General features: G+C 64.3%; 5 protein-coding genes. 1 reads left to right on the top strand and 4 read right to left on the bottom strand.

Features of this window, described 5'->3' with window-relative positions:
- The first annotated feature begins 117 nt into the window (after positions 1 to 117).
- Positions 118 to 17,682: an Ig-like domain-containing protein gene (locus ACP15K_RS10080; RefSeq protein WP_424990435.1), complete on the top strand. Its 17,565-nt coding sequence runs from the start codon at positions 118 to 120 to the stop codon at positions 17,680 to 17,682.
- Positions 17,683 to 17,730: 48 nt separating this feature from the next.
- On the opposite strand, the gene ACP15K_RS10075 is transcribed toward ACP15K_RS10080, so the two are convergent.
- The 4 genes from ACP15K_RS10075 to ACP15K_RS10060 are packed head-to-tail and all read right to left on the bottom strand — an operon-like array spanning position 17,731 to position 21,537.
- Complete coding sequence (locus tag ACP15K_RS10075) at positions 17,731 to 18,741, bottom strand: ABC transporter ATP-binding protein (protein WP_424990434.1); 1,011 nt, start codon at positions 18,739 to 18,741, stop codon at positions 17,731 to 17,733.
- Complete coding sequence (locus ACP15K_RS10070; RefSeq protein WP_424990433.1) at positions 18,738 to 19,766, bottom strand: Gfo/Idh/MocA family protein; 1,029 nt, start codon at positions 19,764 to 19,766, stop codon at positions 18,738 to 18,740. Before ACP15K_RS10070 ends, ACP15K_RS10075 begins: the two co-directional genes overlap by 4 nt.
- On the bottom strand, positions 19,763 to 20,602 hold the full coding sequence (locus tag ACP15K_RS10065) for a carbohydrate ABC transporter permease (protein ID WP_193142995.1): 840 nt from the start codon (positions 20,600 to 20,602) through the stop codon (positions 19,763 to 19,765). The genes ACP15K_RS10070 and ACP15K_RS10065 overlap by 4 nt, the downstream gene beginning before the upstream one ends.
- Positions 20,603 to 20,613: 11 nt before the next feature.
- Positions 20,614 to 21,537 carry a carbohydrate ABC transporter permease gene (locus ACP15K_RS10060; RefSeq protein WP_193142994.1) on the bottom strand — a complete coding sequence of 308 codons (924 nt, stop codon included), beginning with the start codon at positions 21,535 to 21,537 and terminating at the stop codon, positions 20,614 to 20,616.
- Positions 21,538 to 21,548 lie beyond the last annotated feature (11 nt).

Here is a 21,548-nt window from a genome sequence, read left to right as displayed (position 1 = left end):
CGATTTCCGCGCAATCTTCTTGCATGTCTGCCCCGGTTTGCAGGAACAATGTGTTAAGATGACGCCACGTCGCAAGAACATTGGCAATGCAGCCGCCAGAAACACCGGGGAAGTTCAGTGGGAAAAATTCAGTATCTGCCGATCGCAAACGCCACGCAAACCAGCGCGCAGATATTCGATGCCTATCTACAGCCCCTTGATGCCAGCAGTCTGGCGGTGTTCGCGGCGCTGTTGCGCCAGTTCAGCCTGACCTTCGATCCGCTGGGGGCCACGCAGCCCGTGACGCTTGACCATGCGGGCGTCCGGTTGATGGGCAGCGGGCTGCCGACGCTGCCCGGCCAGATGGCCTCGTGGCTGGTGATCGGCGATCCGACGCAGCCGCTGCTTGAGGTGCTGAGCGATGGCACTGCCACCCAGCTGCGCTTTTCCCAGGCGTCGCGCGGGCTGGACCTGACCGCGGCCAGCAGCGGCGACACCGCCGCAACGGCCGATCAACTGGGCCGGGTGCTCACCCTGTTGTCTTCCTATCACGATGGCCAGTTGGACGCGGATGCGCTGGCCACCGGCCTGGAAGGTGAAAGTGTGACCGCGCTGGACAGCGCCCTTGCCGCGCCTCTGGCCGCGCAGGCGGCGGTGCCGCTGGCGGCGGCGTCGATGGGCGTGAACTTGGTGGGCGATGGCAGCGACGAGACCCTGACCGGCACCGATTTCGACGATGTGATCGACGCGCGGGCGGGCAATGATTCCGTCTCGGGCGGGCTGGGAAACGATACGCTGATCGGCGGCGGCGGGGCCGACACGCTTTATGGCGAACAGGGCGACGACAAACTGGACGGCGGTTTCGGCAACGACCTTCTGTTCGGCGGATCGCAGAACGACACCCTGTCGGGCGGCGATGGCAATGACCAGCTGTTCGGCAACTCGGGTGCCGACATCATGGATGGCGGCAACAATTCCGACAGCTATTTCGTGGACCGGTTCGACACGGTCACCGACACCGGCACGGCGGGTTATGACAAGGCCACGATCCAGGATCCGACCGGGGTCGCGCTGGATCTGACCGGGTGGAGCGGGATCGAACGGATCAACGGCAACGATGGCGACGACACCATCGATGGCTCCAGCCAGACCACGACCTTACTGCTGTCGGGGGCCAAGGGCGACGATACGCTGATCGGCGGCACTGCAAGCGATGCGCTGATCGGCGGCGAGGGCGACGACACCCTCAGCGGCGGCGCGGGCGATGACCTGCTGCTCGGATCGACCGGCAACGACACCTATTCGGGCGGCGCCGGCAACGATGTGCTGATGATCGGCGAGGATGGCGACACCGTCACCGATGGCGGGGCCGGCAACGACAAGGCGGTGATCTACAATCCGGGCGGGGTGACCCTGTCGGTGGGCGGCTGGAAAAGCGTCGAACGCTACACCGGCTATACCGGTGATGACACCATTGACGCCACCGGCGGCACCACGCGCGTGGTTCTGTCGGGCGGTGACGGTGATGACACGCTGACCGGCAGCGATGTGGCCGACACGATTTATGGCGGGAAAGACGACGACACGCTGGACGGCGGTATCGGCGACGACCTGCTGGTGGGCGGCGACGGCAACGACATTCTGCGCGGCGGCGCAGGCGACGACCTGTTGTTCGGCGGCGCGGGCAACGACACCTACACCGGCGGCGATGGCGACGATGTGATGCTGATCGGCGAAGACGGTGACACCGTCACCGATGGCGGCGCGGGCAACGACAAGGCGATCATCTACAACGCGGCAGGCGTGTCGATCTCGGTCGGCAGCTGGCTGGGGGTCGAGCGGATTTCCGGCTACACCGGCGATGACACCATCGACGCCACGGGCAGCACCACCCGGTTCACCATGGTCGGCAACGGTGGCAACGACCGGCTGATCGGGGGCACCAAGGGCGACACCATCTTTGCCGGGGATGGCGATGACAACGTGTCGGGCGGCGGCGGCAATGACGTGCTGATCGGCGGCGCGGGCAACGACACCATCGAAGGCGGGGCCGGTGACGACTTCCTTCTGGGGGGCGCGGGCCGCAACACCTATGTCTTCGGCGATGGCGCCGGCAAGGATGTGGTGGTCGGCTTCAAGGATGGCACTGACCTGATCCACCTGGCCGGGCATTCGCAGATCAGTTCGCTGTCGGATCTGGATATCACCCAGATGGGCACGCACACGGTCGTCCGGGCCAAGGGCACCACGGCGCATCAGTTCACGCTGGCCGATTTCGATGCCACCAAGCTGACCACCGCCGATTTCCACTTCGGCATCACACCGGGGGGACCGGCGCAATTCACCGTGGCGCTGAAGACCGACACCGGGGTGTCGGCCAGCGACAATATCACCAGTGATGCCGACCTGATCGCGACGATCCAGAGCACGGCGGCGGTCAGCCAGGTGCTGGTCTCGCTGGATGGCGGCGGGTTCGTGGCGATCTCGGAAACGCCGGATGCGACGGGCAAGCTGGACCTGACCAAATCCAGTCTGGAAACCGCGCTGGGAACCAGCCTGTCGGACGGGCTGCACACGGTGCATTTCGCGGTGGATGACGCCAACGGCGCGCGCAGCATCTCGCAGGCGCTGGATTTCACCTTCGACACCACGGCGCAGACCTCGACCGCGGCGCTGGCGCCCAGTTCCGACACAGATCCGGTGGGCGACAACAGCACATCGCTGGCCAAGGTCAAGCTGGTGGGTATGGGCGAGCCCGGCGCCACGGTATCTGACGGCACGGTCTCGGCATTGGTCAAGAACGACGGCAGTTTCGCGCTGAGCGGGGTGGCCGTGGCCAAAGGGGCCAATACCATCACCCTGACCACCACCGATGCGGCGGGCAACGCTTCGACCCTGAGCCTGACCATCACCGGCGTCGATCCGGTGGCCAGCGACACGCCGGTGCTGACGTGGAACCAGATCGCGCTGGACAGCATCGTCGACAACGCGGCCGGGGCAACCACCGCCAGCCGGGTTCTGGCGATGCAGTCGGTTGCCGTCTATGACGTGATCGCGGCGCTGGACGGAAGCTCGGCGGTGATGGCCGATGTGGATGCGGCGGCGGGGGCCAATCTGGCGGCGGCGGTCTCGGTCGCCTCGCACGCGGTGCTCAGCTATGCCTTCCCGGCCTTCGCGCCGGAACTGGACACCCATCTGGCCACCTCGCTGGCGGCGATCGGCGACGGTCAGGCCAAGACCGACGGCATGGCGCTGGGGCAAAGCGTGGCCAGCAAGGTGATCGCGATCCGGGGGCAGGACGGCTGGGATGATTTCGAACCTTATCCCGGCAGCGATGTGCCCGGCGAATGGCGCGAAACCGGCCCGTTCTACAACACCGCCGTAACGCCGCAATACGCCACCATGGATCCCTGGTCGCTGCAATCCACCGATCAGTTCCGGCCCGGTGGCCCGCCCAAGCTGACCAGCCAGGCCTATGCCGATGCGGTGGCCGAAGTGGCCGATATCGGCGCCCGCGACAGCACCACGCGCACCACCGATCAAAGCGAGGCCGCGCAGTTCTGGAAGGACGCGCGCGGCACCGAGACCACGCCGGGACACTGGAACTCGATCGCCGCGGATTACCTGGCTTCGCAAGGGCTGGGATCGGCCGAGAATGCCCGCACCATGGCAGTGCTGAACATCGCCATGGCCGACGCGATGATCGCGGCCTGGGATGCGAAATACGCCTTCGACTACTGGCGTCCCGAGGACGCCATCCGCGAGGCCGACAGCGATGGCAACCCGGCGACCGTGCAGGATGCCACCTGGAACCCCTATCTCTTTGCCCCGGCGCATCCCGAATACGTGTCGGGCCACGGCGCCGCCTCGGGGGCTGCGGCCGAGATTCTGACCGACCTCTTCGGCACCCAGTCCTTCAGCACCGAGTCGCTGGGCCTGCTGGGCACCACCCGCAGCTTTGCCAGTTACTGGGAGGCCGCGCAGGAGAACGCCGACAGCCGCCTGTGGGGCGGGGTGCACTATGATTTCTCGAACCAGGACGGGCTGACCCTTGGCCAGACGGTGGCGGATTGGGCGATGGCCGCCTTCACCTCGACCACCGATTCCGCGCCGCCGGTCATTGTCGTCGACAGCTTCCCCGATTACGTCGCCAACCAGCCCATCGACCTGACCGGTGCCGCGCTGGACGCGCTGTCGGGGCTGGCCGGGCTGACGGTGTCGGTCAACGGCGGTGCGCCTGCCGATGTCGGCACCGATGCTGCCGGGAACTTTGCCTATACGCTGTCCGGACTGGCGGACGGGCAATACGATCTGGCCTTCCGTGCCACCGATGTGGCCGGCAACCAGAGCGCCACCCTGAACCACACGGTGCTGGTGGACAGCCTGCCGCCCAGCGTGACCCTGACCAGCACCGATGCCAATGGCGACCTGTCGGGCATCGGCGCGCGGCTGACCGGCACCATCGACGGCACCGGCTCTCCGGTCATCGCGCTGGCCTATCAGATCGGCGGCGGCACCACCGTGCCGATCTCGTTCAACACCGCCACCGGCGCGTTCGACACCAAACTGAACCTGTCCGGTGTCGATGCCGGCGACCATACCGTCACCCTGATCGGCGTGGATGCGGCGGGCAATTCGATCTCGCAGGACATCGCCCTGTCGCTGGTCACGGCGGTTCCCTTCGTGGTGACAGACCGGTCCCCGGCCGAGGATGCGACCGATGTCGGCTCGACCTTCCGGCCCGAGGTGCATTTCTCGCGTCCCGTCGATGCAACCACGCTGACCAGCAGCACTTTCTACATCACCGACACCGGCGGGGCGGTTCTGCCGTCGCAAGTCAAGCTCAGTGCTGACGGCCTGAAAGCCTGGCTGTTCCCGGCGCAAGCCATGCCTGGTGCCAGCAAAGTCACCGTTCATCTGGACGGCGACAACATCAAGGCCACCGACGGCGCGGTGCTGGACGGCGACGCCGATGGCGCGGCGGGGGGCGGCTTTGCCAGCAGTTTCTCCACCGTCTCGACCGCGGCAGTGTCGAACACCACCATCACCGGTTACCTTGTCGATCCCGGCAACGATCTGAAGCCGATGACGGTGGACGATTACTCGCGCGGTCCGGATGGCACCGATTTCACCGACGACGATGTGTTCAAAAGCCCGATCGAAGGCGCCGAGGTCTATATTCTGGGGCTTGAGCAATACAAGGTCACCACCGACGCCACCGGCTATTTCGAGCTGACCAATGTGCCCTCGGGCAACGTCAAGGTGGCGCTGGACGGGCGCACGGCGACCAACCCGCCCAACGGCATCTTCTGGCCCGAGATGGTGATGGATGCGACGATCATCGCCGGTCAGGAAAACACCCTGATGGCAGCGCAGGGCACCCCCGAACAGCGGGCGGCGGTCGAAGGCCGGGGTGAGGTCTATCTGCCGCGCGTACCCAGCGAGATCCTGACCGATCTGTCCGACACCGCCGAGACCCAGATCAACGTGCCGGTGTCCGCCGCGCAGGATCTGACCGCCGAGCAGCGCAACGCGATCCAGCTTGTGGTGCAGCCCGGCACCGCCGTCGATGAACACGGCGATCCGGTGAGCAATGCGCAGGTCGGCATTTCGACGGTGCCGCCGGAACTGGTGATGGACATGCTGCCCGCGGGCATCATGCAGCACACCTTCGACCTGACCATCCAGGCCCCCGATGCGGCGGTCTTCACCACCCCGGCGCAACTGACCCTGCCCAATGTCTTCAACGCCGCGCCCGGTACCAAGCTGAACCTGCTGTCCTTCGACCACACCACCGGACGGCTGGTGATCGAGGGCACCGGCACCGTCAGCGCCGATGGCAAGACCGTCACCACCGATCCCGGCACCGGCATCACCAAGCCCGGCTGGCACGGCATGACCCCGCCGGGGGGCAACGGCTGCAATGGCGGCGACCCGCTGCAACCGGACGAAGAAGATCCGTCCGTACCGGACCCCATGTTGCCGACCGATGTCGACACGCTACCGCTTTATAACAACGACGGTGCCGGGGGCATCCGCTTCTCCCGCGACTGGGTCGCGCCGCCGCCGCTGGACGAAACCCCGCCCAACCCCGGCGACGAGGACTGCCCTGAAGCCGCCGAGGATGTGAACGGCAAGGAACAGCCCTGGATCAACGTCAAGATCGAGATCGACGGCCCGCTGGCCGCCTTCGCCGACAAGGAGGGCAACCTTGGTCTGGCGAATACCGAATTCACCCTGCGCGCGGGGACCAATGCGCAGAAGGGCTTTGCCTTCTCGTTCAAGGACTTCGACTCCATGTTCGGGGCGGGCGGCCTGAAAAACATCGACACGAACAAGCTTTATGGTTCGAAGATCACCATCACTGAGCGCACGCAGGATGAAAATGGCGTCCAGACCGTCACCAAGGACGAGATCATCGTTTCGCGGTTTGTCGACGCAACGGATGACACGCATACCGGCGGGATGGGCGGCGGAGAGATGGGCTTTGCCCAGACCGTGAATGATGGGGCCGGGACCAGCGTGCGCGATGTGCCGTTAGAGTTGATCGGGGTGCAGCCGGACCTGAGCATCGGCACCGGAACCCACTATTCCCTGCAAAACGGAAATACCGTCGTGCGGTTCGATCCGACGGCTACGGCTGACGCTTTGACCGACACGTTGGATGTCAGTTTTACCAGCATTGGCGGCGAAAGCGCTGGCACCATTCAGCTGTCCGGCAAAGGGGCCGCCCCCGAAACCTACAAGCTGGATACCACGACCTTCGAGTCGATCCTGGCGAGCATGTTGAATGCCACGAACTATCCCAACCTGACGGCGACCCAGAAGGCCCTGATCGATACAAAGGCCGAGCGTGACGCGATCCTGGCTCTGATCGGGACACAAACTCAGAAGTTCTTTGATGATGCCGGTCTGGAAGGGATTTCCGAAACCACCTCAGGCACCGGCAGCAACAACATCAGCTTCCTCGATGGGCGGTCCCAGATCAGCTATGATCCGGTGACCGGTGCAATAGATGGCTACGGGCTGGGCGGGGCAACAAATGCCTTTGCTGCCACGGACATTGATTTTGACGAGATCATCAAGCTTTACACGGAGCGGGGGAACTACAACAAATACGAAATTCTGTATCGCGCAGCCGAAGTGATGAACAACACGCTGGGAGGGCCGATTGCGTTCTACCTGGACAATTTCTTCATTGATAGCGCCAGCAGCGATACCAATGGCGAGTTGCAACTGGCGCTGGGTCACAACTCTGCCCATGAAATCGGTCACAACCTTGGGCTGATCCACACCCTTGAATACCAATCGACCGGAGCGGTGACGCTTCACGCTGGCGGCACAGATGATGTGATGGCCCAGGGCCTGTATTCGACCAACTCGCAAAGCTTCGATGAATCGCTCGAAGCGGCGATGGTCAACCTTCACAACACCTACACGCCCGAAGAACTGCTGAAGGCGCTCAAATACTACAACACGATCAACACGACACAGGCGGGTTACGTTACCGGCATCAACAATCAGGTTGGCTATACCGGCACGACGGATACCGGCCATGATGCCTTTGTACAGGTTGACGGCCCGGCGCTTGATATCTCGCTGGTGGACGGCACGCCGGTCTTTGGGTCGCTGGCATTCGCAGATGCCGTCATCGGTGGCACCGCCCCGTTCCTTGACATCGAGATCCAGAACTACGGGTCGGATGTGGCGGTGATCGACGGGATCACCGTCGACAGTGGAGCCTTCGAAATCGACGCGCTGGAAACCGCGTTTTCCCTGCAACCGGGCGAATCCCGGATTATCACGATCAATTTCGACCCGGATACTACGGGTGATCTGTCGGCCGTCTTCTCGATCGACAGCAACGCAACAAGCGATCCCTATGAAGTCGCCTTGTCTGGAACCTCGACCGCGTCGCTGCCGACACTGCGTGTAACCTCGGACAATTCGAACATTGGCGGTGTAGATCGGGGCGATACGCAATCGGTTGCAGACATGTTCACCATCACCAACGATGGGCTGCAGGATCTGGTGATCGACGGTATCGATCTGGATGCCACGGCCTCGGCCTTTGATCTGGTCGGCGTGCCCACCGATCTGGCGACCAACCCCATCACTCTGGCCACCGGCGATACCTTCAGCTTCGGAGTCTCCTTCACCGGCGTCGCGCCGGGGCTGGAGCGGGGCGCGATCACCATTTCGTCCAACGACCCGGTGAACCCGGTGACAGCGGTGGCGGCCTCGGCGACCTCCTTCGAAGGGATGCACTATTTCGACTGGGGTAACGACTTTATCGCCGTCGATGTGGCCGGTGACGTGCTGCGCACGCGGTCCGACGACAACGGCGATTTCGAAGTGTTCATGCCGGCGGACGCTGACTATCGCATCACGGTCTTCGACCCGGACAGCGGTCTGGTGGCGCGCGGCTATGGCACCACCTCGCCCTCGGGGCAGGGCACTGATCTGACCTCGGGGCTGGTGTTCCGGCCCTCGACGGCGCCGGACAGGGATTTCGACGGGCTGGCGGCAGACATCGAACATGCAGTCGGCACGTCGGACATCAATGCCGACAGCAACGCCGACGGCATCTCGGACTACAACGCGGTGCTGTCGGGGATCGAGGCGCTGGATCCGTTCTCGACCAACCTTGGCGTGGTGCGCACGCTGGCCCTGAACGGCGAGGTCAAGGCCATGTTCGCGGCCCGCGATCAAGCGGCCGATGGTTCCACCACCGACCCGCTTCTGGTGTTGACCGCCACCGGGCTGTCGGTGATCGACGTCACCGATCCCCGCGCGCCGACGGTGGAGTCCGTCACCGACATCGCCAATGTCCGCGACGGGGACTTCGACGCGGCGCTGGACCTGATGGTCGTGGTCGCCACCGATGGCACCGCCCATATCTGGGATCTGAGCGACACCAGTGCCCCGGTGGATCTGGGCGAGCTGACCACCGGCGCGGGCCATGTGGCCGCGCGCGACGGGCAGGCGCTGATCTCGGTCAGCGGTGCGGTCAAGCTGTTCGACCTGACCACCGGCGACGAGATCGAGAGCATCTCGCTGGGCAGCAATGTCGCCTCGGTGCGCGGGCTGGTGCAGGAGGGCGCCTTTGCCTATGCGCTGGACAATCGCGGCACCCTGCATGTGATCGAACAGCTGGGCGATCAGCTGTTGCTGCGCGGATCGGTGAGCGTCGGCCTGTCGGCGGCAGAGCGCAAGCTGTTTGCCGGGGACGGCGTGGTTTATGTGCCGGCCTCCAACGGGTTCCAGGGCGGCTATGTCACGGTGGATGTGTCCAGCCCCGATGCGCCCTCGGTCATCAGCGGCGCGGATGACACCTCGCTGGGTGGCAACGCCATTGCGCTGAACGGCGCCGGGCGCGGTTTGATCGTCGGCGATCCGGGCGGCGCGTTCGGCGTGGATGCCATCGACGTCATCAACACCGCCAGCCCGGCCAATACCGGCGGGCTGATCACCCGCTACACCGTGGACAGCAAGCCCACCGATGTGCTGATCGCAGCCGGTGTCGGCTATGTCGGCGCGGCGGATGGCAAGTTGCACATTGTCAACTTCCAGCCCTTCGACACCAGCGGCGTTGCGCCCCAGGTGTCGCTGGTGTCGGCGGATGTGGACATGGACCCGGCCACCGCCGGGGTGCAGATCCTGGAAGGCAGCCTGATTTCGCTGGATGCGATGATCACCGACGATGCCGGGTTGCGGTCGGTGTCGCTGCTGGTCGATGGCGATCCGATCATCGTGGACCTGTCCTATCCTTTCGACCTGAACGCGCGCATTCCGCTGCTGGGCAGCGGCGAAACCAGCCGGCCGATTTCGCTGCAGGTGCGGGCCACCGACACCGGCGGCAATGTCGGGTTGAGCACGCTGATCAACGCCGAGATCGTGCCAGATACGATTCCGCCGATGCTGGTGTCCTCGACCCTCGATCCCGGCGCATTGTACGGGCGGTCCAAGCGGGGCTTCAGCTTCACTTTCGATGAACCGCTGGATCCCACAATCGATCTGTCAGCGGCATTCCAGCTGACCGGCCCGTCGGGCGTCGTGGCGCCTGCGTCGGTGCTGTTGCGGTCGGGCGACCGGACGGTGTCGCTGACCTATCCGGTGCTGGAGGAGGGCAGCTACACCATGGCGCTGGTGGGTGGCGCCATCACCGATGTGGCGGGCAATGCCACCTCGGCCACCGACCAGACCTTCGACTTCGAACTCGGCACCTTCTCGAACGAATGGACCGGGGCGGCAGGCGACAACCTGTGGGGTACCGCCGGCAACTGGACCACCGGCGTGGTGCCCGATGCCACGGACGATGTGTTCGTCGGCAATCTGACCGGCGAGGTGGTGTTGCAGTCCCTTGGCGATGTGGATCTGAAATCGCTGGTGGCCGAAGCACCGCTGCGCATTTCCCACAGTACCCGGCTGGCGACCGAATTTGATGCCCTGCTCGACGATGTGACGCTGGAGTCCCATTCGGCGGTGCTGGAAATCGGCAGCCTGGGGCAGATCGACATTCTGAACCTGACGCGGGGCACCGTGGATGGACCGGGCACAATCAACATCGAGGAAGAGCTGAACTGGCGCGAGGGCACCTTCGGGCAGGGCGGTTTGCTGACCGTTGAGAACGGCGCGCTGGCACGCTTCGGCGCGGATTACGACCCCGAAGCCGACGTGCCTTATCCGACGACGCAGCGCCTGCATCGCGATCTTTTGCTGGAAGGCAACGGGACCGTCGGGGCCGGGCAGCTTCGGCTGGGTCTGACCCAGTACAACCCGACGCTGGCACAGAACGAAACCATCGGCGGGCGGCTGACCATTGCCGCCGGGTCGGAACTGGAACTGACCAATTTCAACTCGGACATTTACCTGGATTCCCACTTTGGCGGCGCCGGGGTGGAAAACCTCGGCACCCTGCGCAAGACCGGCGGCGGCACCTCGCAGGCAGCGCCGTTCAACGAGACCCTCGGCCAGGTGGTGATCGAAGACGGGTTCGTGTCGATCCCCCATGGCGCGACGCTGCGGCTGACGGATCAGGACGACCTTACCCAGTTGAACGGGCTGAAGATCGACGGCGGCACCCTGATCCTGGACAGCGATGTGACGCTGGGCGACTTCCAGATGGCCAGCGGCACCGTGCAGGGCGTGGGCGACCTGACCCTGACCGGAACCGCGCTGGTCACCGGCGGCACCTTCCGCGGGACCGGCGACATCGTCGTGCCTGATGGCGAGACGCTGCAACTGGGTCAAACCTATGACCCCGAGGTCTATCCCTCGACCGGTTACATCACCATGGCCCGCGATCTGGACGTGTCCGGCGATGTCATCCATGCCAATGCCAACCTGGGTCTGGGCGACGCGATCTACGATTCAACGACCGGGCAGTATACCTATACCGACACCGCGATCACCGTGCAGAGCAGCGGCGTCTATACGTTCAGCAGTCCCTTCGCGGACATGAGCGTCAACTATCCGCAGCAGAACACCGACTCGGGACTCAGCAACGCGGGTGGCATCGTCAAGACCGGGGGCGGTGCCTCGGGCGCGGCCTTCTTCGGCGCGCAGACCGGCACCTTCGACTTCCGCGATGGCATTCTGGAGATCACCGACGGCACCTTCACGCTGACGCAAGCACTGATAGACGCGGGCTTTGACCGGCTGCAGATTGTCGGCGGCACGGTTGTTCTGGACGAGGATGTGACCCTGACGGAACTGACCATGCTGGGCGGTTCGCTGGAAGGCACGGGCGCGGCCACGGTGCAGGACATGATATGGCGCGGCGGCGCGGTCTCGTTGACCGGCGGTGTGGACATTCCCGCCGGGGCCACGGCCACCGTTGACAACCCGTATTACACATCGCCGACGCTGGCCACGACCCTGACCGTGGATGGCACGCTGGTCTTCGGAGACAACTCGTACTTCACCTTCGGTACCACGCTGACCGATGCCAGCACCTCGACCTCGACCCCGACGGCAGGCACCGTGCAGCTGAATGCCACCGGTGTGGCCGAGTTCCAGGGGCAGACCTCCCTCTACGACGGGTTGAACGATGGCACTTTGTCGGGCTTCACCGGCACCGGCACCCTGCGCAAGACCGGGTCGAACATCTCGTCGCTGATGGTGCAGGATTTCGCCGGAACCATCGACGATCCCGACAGCCAGTTCCACTTCAGCACGGGCACATCGACGATCACCCAGGCTACGCTGGACGGCGGGCTTGCAGTGCTGAACATCGACGGCGCGACGGTGCTGGCCAACGAGGACCTGAGCATCGACACCCTGTCGCTGGTCAACGGGCGGCTGGATGGCACCGGCACCGTGACCATCACTGGCCAGATGGACTGGACCGGTGGCAGCACCAATGGCAGCGGCGGTCTGGTGATCGCCAGCGGCGCCGATGTCGATTTCGGCGAAGCCGGCAATCCCAATGCCTATCTGCGCTATCTCTATCTCGGGCGCGACATGACCATCCAGGGCACGGCCGAGATGGGCAATGCCAATCTGTATCTGGGCAACCAGTACTACGACCGGACCACCCAGGCCACGATCACCCAGCCGGGCTTCTTGACGGTGGATACCGGCGGCACGCTGGACTTCCAGAACACATCCGGTGACGTGCGGATCTACAGCACGGCCTATTTTGCGGCAGGCGATGCGATCGGGATCGTCAACCTTGGCGCCATCACCGCCAGCGCCGGTACCCAGACCACCAGCATTCCGGTGGCGCGGCACGAAGGCAGCATCACCGCCGCCGACGGGCGCTTCCAGATCGAGACCGGCGTGTTCGAGGTGGATCAGGCGACGGATGGTGGCATCTTTGCCATCGCCGACGTGGTCAGCGGCACCGTCCACATCGTCGAGGACGTGTCCCTGGCCGAACTGACCATGGCCGGCGGCACACTTGACGGCCCCGGCGACCTGAGCCTGACCAGCGCCCTGAACTGGAGCAACGGCACCTTCTTTGGCGATGGCAAGGTGATCCTTGCGCAAGGCGCCAACGGGGTGATCGGGGCGGGCGCGGGCAGCACCGCGACGCTGTACCTGCAGCGCGAACTGGTGATTGCCGGCGATGCGGACATGGAGGGCGCGCTGCTGCGGCTGGGCACCTATGTCTACGACGCAACGCAGGGGCTGAACATCAACCATCCGGGGGTTCTGACCATCGATCCCACCGGCACCCTGCGCCTGATCGGGGACAATGCCAATTTCAGCAACTATCGCAGCATCGGGACTGTGGCGGCCGCTGGCAACCAGATCGACAACAATGGCCAGATCATCAAGGACGGCGGCGGCATCAGTTCCGTCTCGAACGGGGTGCCGCTGGTCGGGTCGGGCAGCTATCTGACTCAGGACGGGGTGTTCGAGGTCCGCAGCGGCACGACGCTGGTCATCAACGGATCGGTGTCGCTGTCCCACATCCGTCTGAACGGCGGCACCCTGGACGTGACCGCCGACAGCAGCATCACCGATCTCGAGGTTGTCTCGGGCACCATCACAGGGATCGGGGATCTGACCGTCACCGGCGACTACCGCCAGACCGGCGGCACCCTGACCGGTACCGGCGCCTTGGTCATCGGCACCGGTGCTTCGGCCCAATTCGGGCCCGAGTACACCGGCGACAGCCGCGCCACCAACATCAATCTGGATGTGGCGCGCGACCTGACGATCCAGGGCACCGCCACCATCGAACAGGCGCATCTGCGCCTGGGCGTCAGTGGCACGCCGCAGACCGGGGTCGATGTGACCGTTGCCGCGGGTGGGACGCTGAACCTTGAAGGGGCGCACGCGCGGCTGCAGGACTACCGATCCTCGGCAGGGTCGCCCAATGCGGTCATCAACAACGGCACCATCCAGAAGACCGGCGATGGCATCGCCGACATCGACGCCACCATCGCCCTTTCGGGCAGCGGCACCGTGCTGGCACCCACCGGCCAGATCACCACGCCCAACGGAGACGTCGGCAGCTTCACGCCCCCGGCCCCGACGCCGATCTATGCCGATACGGTGGCCAACGGGGTCACGCGGGTCGTGACCGCCGCCGACGGGGTCACCGATATCTCAGTCACTGGAGGCGTCTTGCAGGTGAACGAGGATATCACCCTGACCAACCTGTCGATGACCAATGGCCGCATCGAAGGCACCGGCGTGATTACCATCACCGGCCGCCTGGACTGGCAGGGCGGCGAGTTCCGCGCGGGTGGCGAGGTCATCGTGGCTGCCGGCGCGCAGGCGGTGCTGGGTGAATTGCTGAACGTCGAGGCGCCCATCGACCACGGCAGTCTCTACCTGGGCCGCACCCTGACCATCGCAGGGTCGGCGGTGCAAGAGCAGGCGACCCTGCGGCTGGGATCGACCCAATCGGGGCCCGATACCCATGGCATCCTGAACATCACCGGCACCGGCAGTTACGAAGCGCGTGAATTCAACTCGGACATCCTGCGCTACCGCGATGCCAGCGATGGCACCCTGTCCGAGATCATCCTGGATGGCAGCTTCACCAAGACGGGTGCGGGACAGACACGCCTGAACGGTCTGCCGATCTCGGGCACGGGCACGCTGTCCCAGACCGACACCGGCACGCTGTACCTGGAAAACATGACCTCGACCCTGGACAGCCCCGGTGCAACCCTGACCGGCGATATCGCGGTCTCGGGCGGCCGGTTCGTGATCGACGCCGACACCGATCTGAGCGGCCTGACCAGCCTGCATATCATCAATGGCACGCTTGTTGTCTCGGGCGACGTCAGCCTTGCGGGCCTGATCCTGCAAGACAGTACCCTACAGGTGATCGACACCCTGACCGTGACCGGCAGTTACACCGCCTATGCCTCGACCGTGACGGGGGGTGGGGAGCTGATTGTCGATGCGGGCGCCAGCGCCGAGATTCTGTCCAACCGCAGCTATACCACCAATCACTATCTGGGCGTCACCCTGACGGTGGATGGCGATCTTGCGGTCGACAACAGCGTGGTGCGGCTGGGCGAGCAGCATTACGACAGCGCGCAGGCGCAATACGTCTCGTTCGGCGGCCGGGTGGACGTCGGCACGACGGGCACCCTGACCCTGCACGGCGACTATGGCGATATCGTCCTTGGCCACACCGTTACGGGCGTCACCGCCGAGGTCGCGGTCGATGGCACGCTGATCAAGGAAGACGGCGGCACCAGCGATATCCACGCGTTGCAGCTTGGTACCAATGCCACAGTCCAGATCGTGGATGGGGTCGTGCGTCTGACCGGCGGCACGCTGGACCTGACGCAGGCGATGGTCGATGCGGGCCTGACCGATATCGCGCTTGGTGGTGGCGAGTTGGTGATCACCGAGGATATCTCGCTGAACAGCCTCTCGATCTCGGGGGGCACCTTGTCCGGCGATGGCGATTTGACGATCACCACCGCCCTGACCACCACGAGCGGCGGCACGTTGAGCGGTGGGGACATCATCATCGCCGATACCGCCAAGGCCGAGCTTGGCAGCCACTACTACAGTTCGCTTGGCCGCAACCTGACGGTGCATGGTGAGGCCGAAGTGACCAGCGCGATGTATCTGGGGGTGCAGACCTACGACTCGACTCTTGGGCAGTACGTCTACACCGCGGGTGCGCTGGATGTTTCGGCGACCGGCACCTTGCGGGTTTCCGGCTCGGGCTCGATCTACCTGGCCGCGACACCGCCGGCCGGCACCAACTGGGGCGTGACCTCGGCTGGCACCATCGTGTCCGAGGTGAGCGAGCTGACCATCCCGCTGCTGGATGGCAGTGCCAGCACTTATCAGTTGAACAACGGGGTGATGGTGCATTCCACCGGTGACCTATTGCTGACACAGGCCATGGTCGATGCCGGGCTGACCAGTCTGAAGGTCACCAACGGCACGGTCACTGTCGATGAGGACGTCACCCTGCCGCGCCTGGACCTGAGCGGCGGCGAGGTACGGGGCACCGGCACGCTGACGGTCAGCCAGGACTTTGACTGGATCGCCGGCACCATGAGCGGAACCGGCGTGACCCATCTGGCCGATACCGCCGATGTGCTGTTCGGCTACGACCACGCCACCACAAGTTCCTCTGGCCACGGCTTCCTGACACGCACGCTGGAGATCGAGGGCGATGCCGATCTGGGCAACATGTCCCTGCAACTGGGCCAGCGCGGCACTTATGACAGCACGCTGAATCAATACAACTTCGACCACGGGGTGGTGTCGGTGCTCGGCACCGGGACCCTGACCATCAACGGCAACCTGAACAGCATCAGCCGCAGGTTCGCGGGCTATGACGAGGATGACAGCGGGGTGGCCAACGCGGGCGCCATCGTCAAGACCGGCGGCGGCACCACCGCGATTTCGCTGCTGTCCAATACCGGCACCTTCGACTTCCAGGATGGCATCCTGACGCTCAGCGGCGGCGAGTTGACCTATTCGCAGGCACTGATCGACGCGGGCTTCACCGAAATCGTGGTGCAAAGCGGAACCTTCACCGTGTCCGAGGCGCTGTCGGTCGACAACCTGACCATCAATGGCGGCACGCTGGTCATCCAGGATGATCTGACCGTTCTTCAGAACTTCGACTGGCAGCAGGGCACCGTCGAAACCGGGCATGCAACGCTGACCATTGCCGACACCGCCACGGCGGCTTTCGGCCAGCCCTTCGATCCTGAGAACCCGTACAACAGCACCAATCTGCAGCTGCGCGGTGACATGGATGTGGCGGGAACGGCGGACTTTGGCAGCGTGCAGCTTTACCTTGGCCAGACCACCTACAATTCGCAGATTGGCCAGTACGATCAGAAACCGGGGACGTTGGACATCCTGTCCACCGGGGTTCTGACCATGGACGGGCCGCGGGCGGATATTTTCGTGAGCTCTTACAACAACGTGGTGACAACCGGGGTTAACGTCGGGGTCAACGTGCAGGGCACGCTTGCCAAGATCAACGGCGGATCCAGCGAGGTGCCGCTTTACGGCGACAACACCAGTGGCACCTTCCAGCAGGGTTCGGGGCAGTTCGCCCTGACCGCGCCCTGGCAGGACTCGGGCCTCACCGAAGTGGTGCTGACCCCGGAGATGGTGGCCAACGGGCTGGATCACGTGCGGGTCGAGGACGCCGTGCTGTATGTCGGGCAGGATCTGTCGGTCGGAACGTTGGAGTTGGCAGACAACGCGGCGCTGGCCGGGCCAGGCGATGTCACCGTCACCGGCGGGTTCGACATCAGCGATGCCTCGCTTCTGGGGACCGGCGACCTGATCCTTGAGACCGGCTCGGTCAGCCGGTTCGGCGAAGCCGCGATTCCGGATCAATACGACTTTGCCGAAGCGATCCTGATTGCCCAGACCGTCGAGGTGCGCGGCACCGCGATCATCGAGCAGGCCGACATGCTGCTGGGCGGAAGTCAGGCCAGCGGCAACGGCTTCTTTGACACCGATGCCTTCCAGTTTGTAACCGATCTGGACACCGCCGCGCCGGGCAACTTGGTCATTGCCGATACCGGCACGGTGGAGTTCTTTGGCCCGCAGACCGATTTCGAGCTTGGGTTCGATGCCCCGGCTGCCGCGCAAAGTGGCATCAGCAATGCCGGGACGATCCTGAAATCGGGCAGTGGCACCACGACCATCGACACCGGCATCAGCTTCGACAGCACCGGCATCATCCAGGTGATCGGCGGCAGTTTCGACGCGCCGGGCACGGTGTTCGACTTCGGGATCTGATGGAAAATCCCCGCCCGGGCGTTGTTGCCCGGGCGGGGGAGAAGACGCTCAGGCTGCCAGTGGCAGAATGCGCTGATCGTCGGCGTCGAAATAGAAGGCATCGTCAGGGTCGTAGCCCAGCGTCACACGGGCGCCCACCGGGGTGCTGTCCTGCCCGAAAAGCCGCACGGTCAGTGTTTCGCCCTGATCGGTGCGCACCAGCAGGTTGGTGTCGCCGCCCAGACGTTCCACATGGGTGACCTCGCCCGAGATCTGGCCATCGTCGCGGAAGGACAGGTACTCGGGGCGGATGCCCAGGGTCTGGCCCGCAGGCAGACCCGCCACCGATCGCGCCAGGAAGTTCATCGACGGCGAGCCGAGGAACCCGGCCACGAACTTGTTGGCGGGGTTGTTGTACAGATCCATCGGGCTGCCCACCTGTTCGATCCGGCCGTCGCGCAGCACGACAATCTTGTCTGCCAGCGTCATCGCCTCGATCTGGTCATGGGTCACATAGATCATCGAGGCCGACAGGGTGCGGTGCAGGGCGGCGATTTCCACCCGCGTGTTCATGCGCAGGGCGGCATCGAGGTTGGACAGCGGTTCGTCGAACAGGAACAGCTTGGGATCGCGCACGATGGCCCGGCCGATGGCCACCCGCTGACGCTGACCGCCGGACAGTTCCGAGGGACGGCGCGCCAGGTATTTGTCCAGATCCAGCATCGCGCTGGCTTTGCCGACACGCTCTTCCACCACGTCCTTGGACTGGCCTTCCTGTTTCAGGCCCAGCCCCATGTTGTCCTTAACGGTCAGATGCGGATACAGCGCGTAGGATTGGAACACCATGGCGATGCCGCGGCGGGCGGGCGGCACGGTGTTCACCACCTCGTCGCCGATGGTGATGGTGCCGCTGGAGGCGTCTTCCAGCCCCGCGATGACGCGCAGCAGCGTTGATTTCCCGCAGCCCGAGGGGCCGACGAAGACGACGAATTCACCTTCTTCCACGGTCAGGTTGATGTCTTTCAGGACATGAACCGGGCCGAAGGACTTGTTGACGTTTTCCAGTTTCAGGGCGGTCATTGCAGGTCTCCCAGAGAAATAGTTTGGCCGGTGCGGATGCTGTCATCGGCGGCAAGGCAGATGCGCAGGGATTGCACGGCGTCGGTCATGTGACGGCTGAGGTCAGTGTCTTTGGCGATGGCGTCGAGGATCCAGGCCGCTTCGGCGTCGCAAAGTGCCTGGTGCCCCGGCTCGTCGGGCAGGTCGATGCGACGGTCGTCGCCGGGGCGATGTACCAGCAGGCCACCGACGCAGGTGTGGTTGTCGATGTCGTCGCTGTCGCCCTTGTCGGCATCGACGATGGACACCGCGCCATTGGGGCTGACCACATCCTTCACGAAGAAGGCGGTTTCCGACATCATCGGTCCCCATCCGGCCTCGTACCAGCCGACGGACCCGTCGTCGTAGATCACCTGGAACTGGCCATAGTTGTACATGTCCGGGGCGATCTCGTCGCTCAGCCGCAGGCCCATGCCATGGACCCGCAAGGGGGTGGCATCGGTGATCTGGCACATGACGTCGACATAATGCACCCCGCAGTCCACCAATGGAGAGGTCGTCTGCATCAGCGCCTTGTGGGTCTCCCACGCGGCCCCTTCGGACTGCTGGTTCAGGTTCAGGCGGAACACATAGGGTCCGCCAAGGGCGCGGGCCTCGGCGATCAGCCGCTGCCAGCTGGGGTGATGGCGCAGGATATAGCCAACCCCCAGCTTGCGGTTCAGTCGGCGGGCGGCGTCGGCCACCCGCTGCGCATCCGCGACCGTGCCTGCCAGCGGCTTTTCCACGAAGACATGGGCACCTGCCTCTATCGCCGCCACGGCATAATCGGCGTGGCTGTCGGTATAGGTGGCGATCACCACCAGTTCCGGCTTGGTCTGTGCCAGCGCCTCGCCAAACTCGGTGAAGCGCGGGTAGCTGGCCAGGGCGTCGGGCAGATCCACCGGCGAGCGGTTGACGAGCCCCACGACTTCGGCGTCAGGGTGGGCATGGTGGGCCAGGGCGTGGCTGCGCCCCATGTTGCCCAGTCCGGCGATGAGAACCCTCATTTCACCGCCCCCGAGGTGATACCGCGGATCAGCTGACGCGAGAAGATCACATAGAGGATCATCACCGGCAGGATCGCCATCGACAGGGCCGACAGAACCGCGTTCCAATCCGTCACGAACTGGCCGATGAACACCTGGCTGCCCAGGGTCAGGGTCTTGACCTCTTCCGCGGGGGCCAGGATCAGCGGGAACCACAGGTCGTTCCAGATCGGGATCATGTTGAACACCGCGACCGTGGCCATGGCGGGCCGCACCAGCGGCAGAACCAGCCGGAAGAAGATCTTGTATTCGCTCAGCCCGTCGATCCGTCCGGCGTTCTTCAGGTCGTCGCTGACGCCCTTCATGAACTCCGACAGGATGAACACGGCCAGCGGCAGGCCCTGCGCGGTGTAGACCAGGATCAGCGCCCACAGGGTGTTGACCAGCCCGGTCGAGACCATCATTTCCAGAATGGCGACGGTGCCGATGCGGATCGGGATCATGATCCCCAGCGCCAGGTACAGCCCCATCAGGGTGTTGCCCTTGAACCGGTACTCGGCCAGGGCAAAGGCCGCCATGGCGCCGAACAGCAGGATCAGGGTCAGCGAGACCACGGTCACGATCATCGAGTTCTGGAAGTACAGGAAGAAATCCCCCTGTTTCATCACGGTCTCGTAGCCGATCATCGAGAAACTCTCGGCATTGGGCAGGGCCAGCGGCTCGCGGAAGATGGCCTTGCGGGTCTTGAAGCTGTTGATCAGGATCACGAAAACCGGGAACAGCGCGATGATGGTATAGGTGATCAGCACCGCGTGCGCCGCGAAGGTGGTGCCCAGATTTGCTCTTGATTTGCTCATGTGTCCGCTCCTCAGAACTGGTAGCTGCGCAAACGGCGCTGGATACCGAACAGGTAGATGCACACGCCCACCAGGATGATGCCGAACATGGCCGAGGCGATGGTCGATCCCATGTGCGGATCGCCAAGCTGAAGCTGGAACCCGAAGAAGGTGCGGTACATGAAGGTGCCCAGGATGTCGGTCGAGAAATCCGGCCCGGCCAGCGCGCCCTGGGCGGCATAGATCAGGTCGAAAGCGTTGAAGTTGGCGACAAAGGTCAGGATCGAGATGATCCCGATGGAGGGCAGGATGAGCGGCAGCTTGATCTTGAAGAAGGCCTGCAAGCCGGTGATGCCGTCGCATTCGCCCGCTTCAAGGATCTCGTCGGGGATCGACAGCAGGGCTGCGTAGATCAGCATCATCGGGATCCCGACGTACTGCCAGACCGAAACAAGGCTCAGGGTGGTCAGGGCGTATTCTTCCTTGCCCAGCCACGGCTGGTAGAGGAACTTCAGGCCGATGGCGTTGAGCATTTCAGGTGCGATGCCCCAGATCGGCGACAGGATCAGTTTCCAGGCGAAGCCGACGATCACGAAGGACAGGATGGTCGGGATGAAGATCGCCGACCGGTAGAAGGCCGAGAACCGCAGCCGGGGCGAGGACAGGATCGCCGCAAGGGCGACGCCGATCGGGTTCTGCACCAGCATGTGGATCAGGAAGAACCAGGCGTTGTTGCCAAGCGCGTTCCAGAACTGATCGGACCAGATCGCATCGCCAAAGAGGGTACGGAAGTTCTGCAACCCGACCCAGACCCGCTGTTGTTCGACTTCGGAAAACAGGGACAGGCGCAGGGTGTTGAACAGCGGGTAGATCATGACCGCCGTGTAGACAAGGACAGCAGGCGCCAGGAAAACCGCAATGTGCCACCTGACTCGGGGTTTGGACGGCGTTGCCATCGGATGTCTCC

It is taken from the genome of Fluviibacterium sp. S390 (assembly GCF_049800695.1).
Taxonomy (GTDB): domain Bacteria; phylum Pseudomonadota; class Alphaproteobacteria; order Rhodobacterales; family Rhodobacteraceae; genus Meridianimarinicoccus.
The sequence above is the reverse complement of the archived record's forward strand: the minus strand, read 5'-3'. Positions and strand labels throughout refer to the sequence as shown.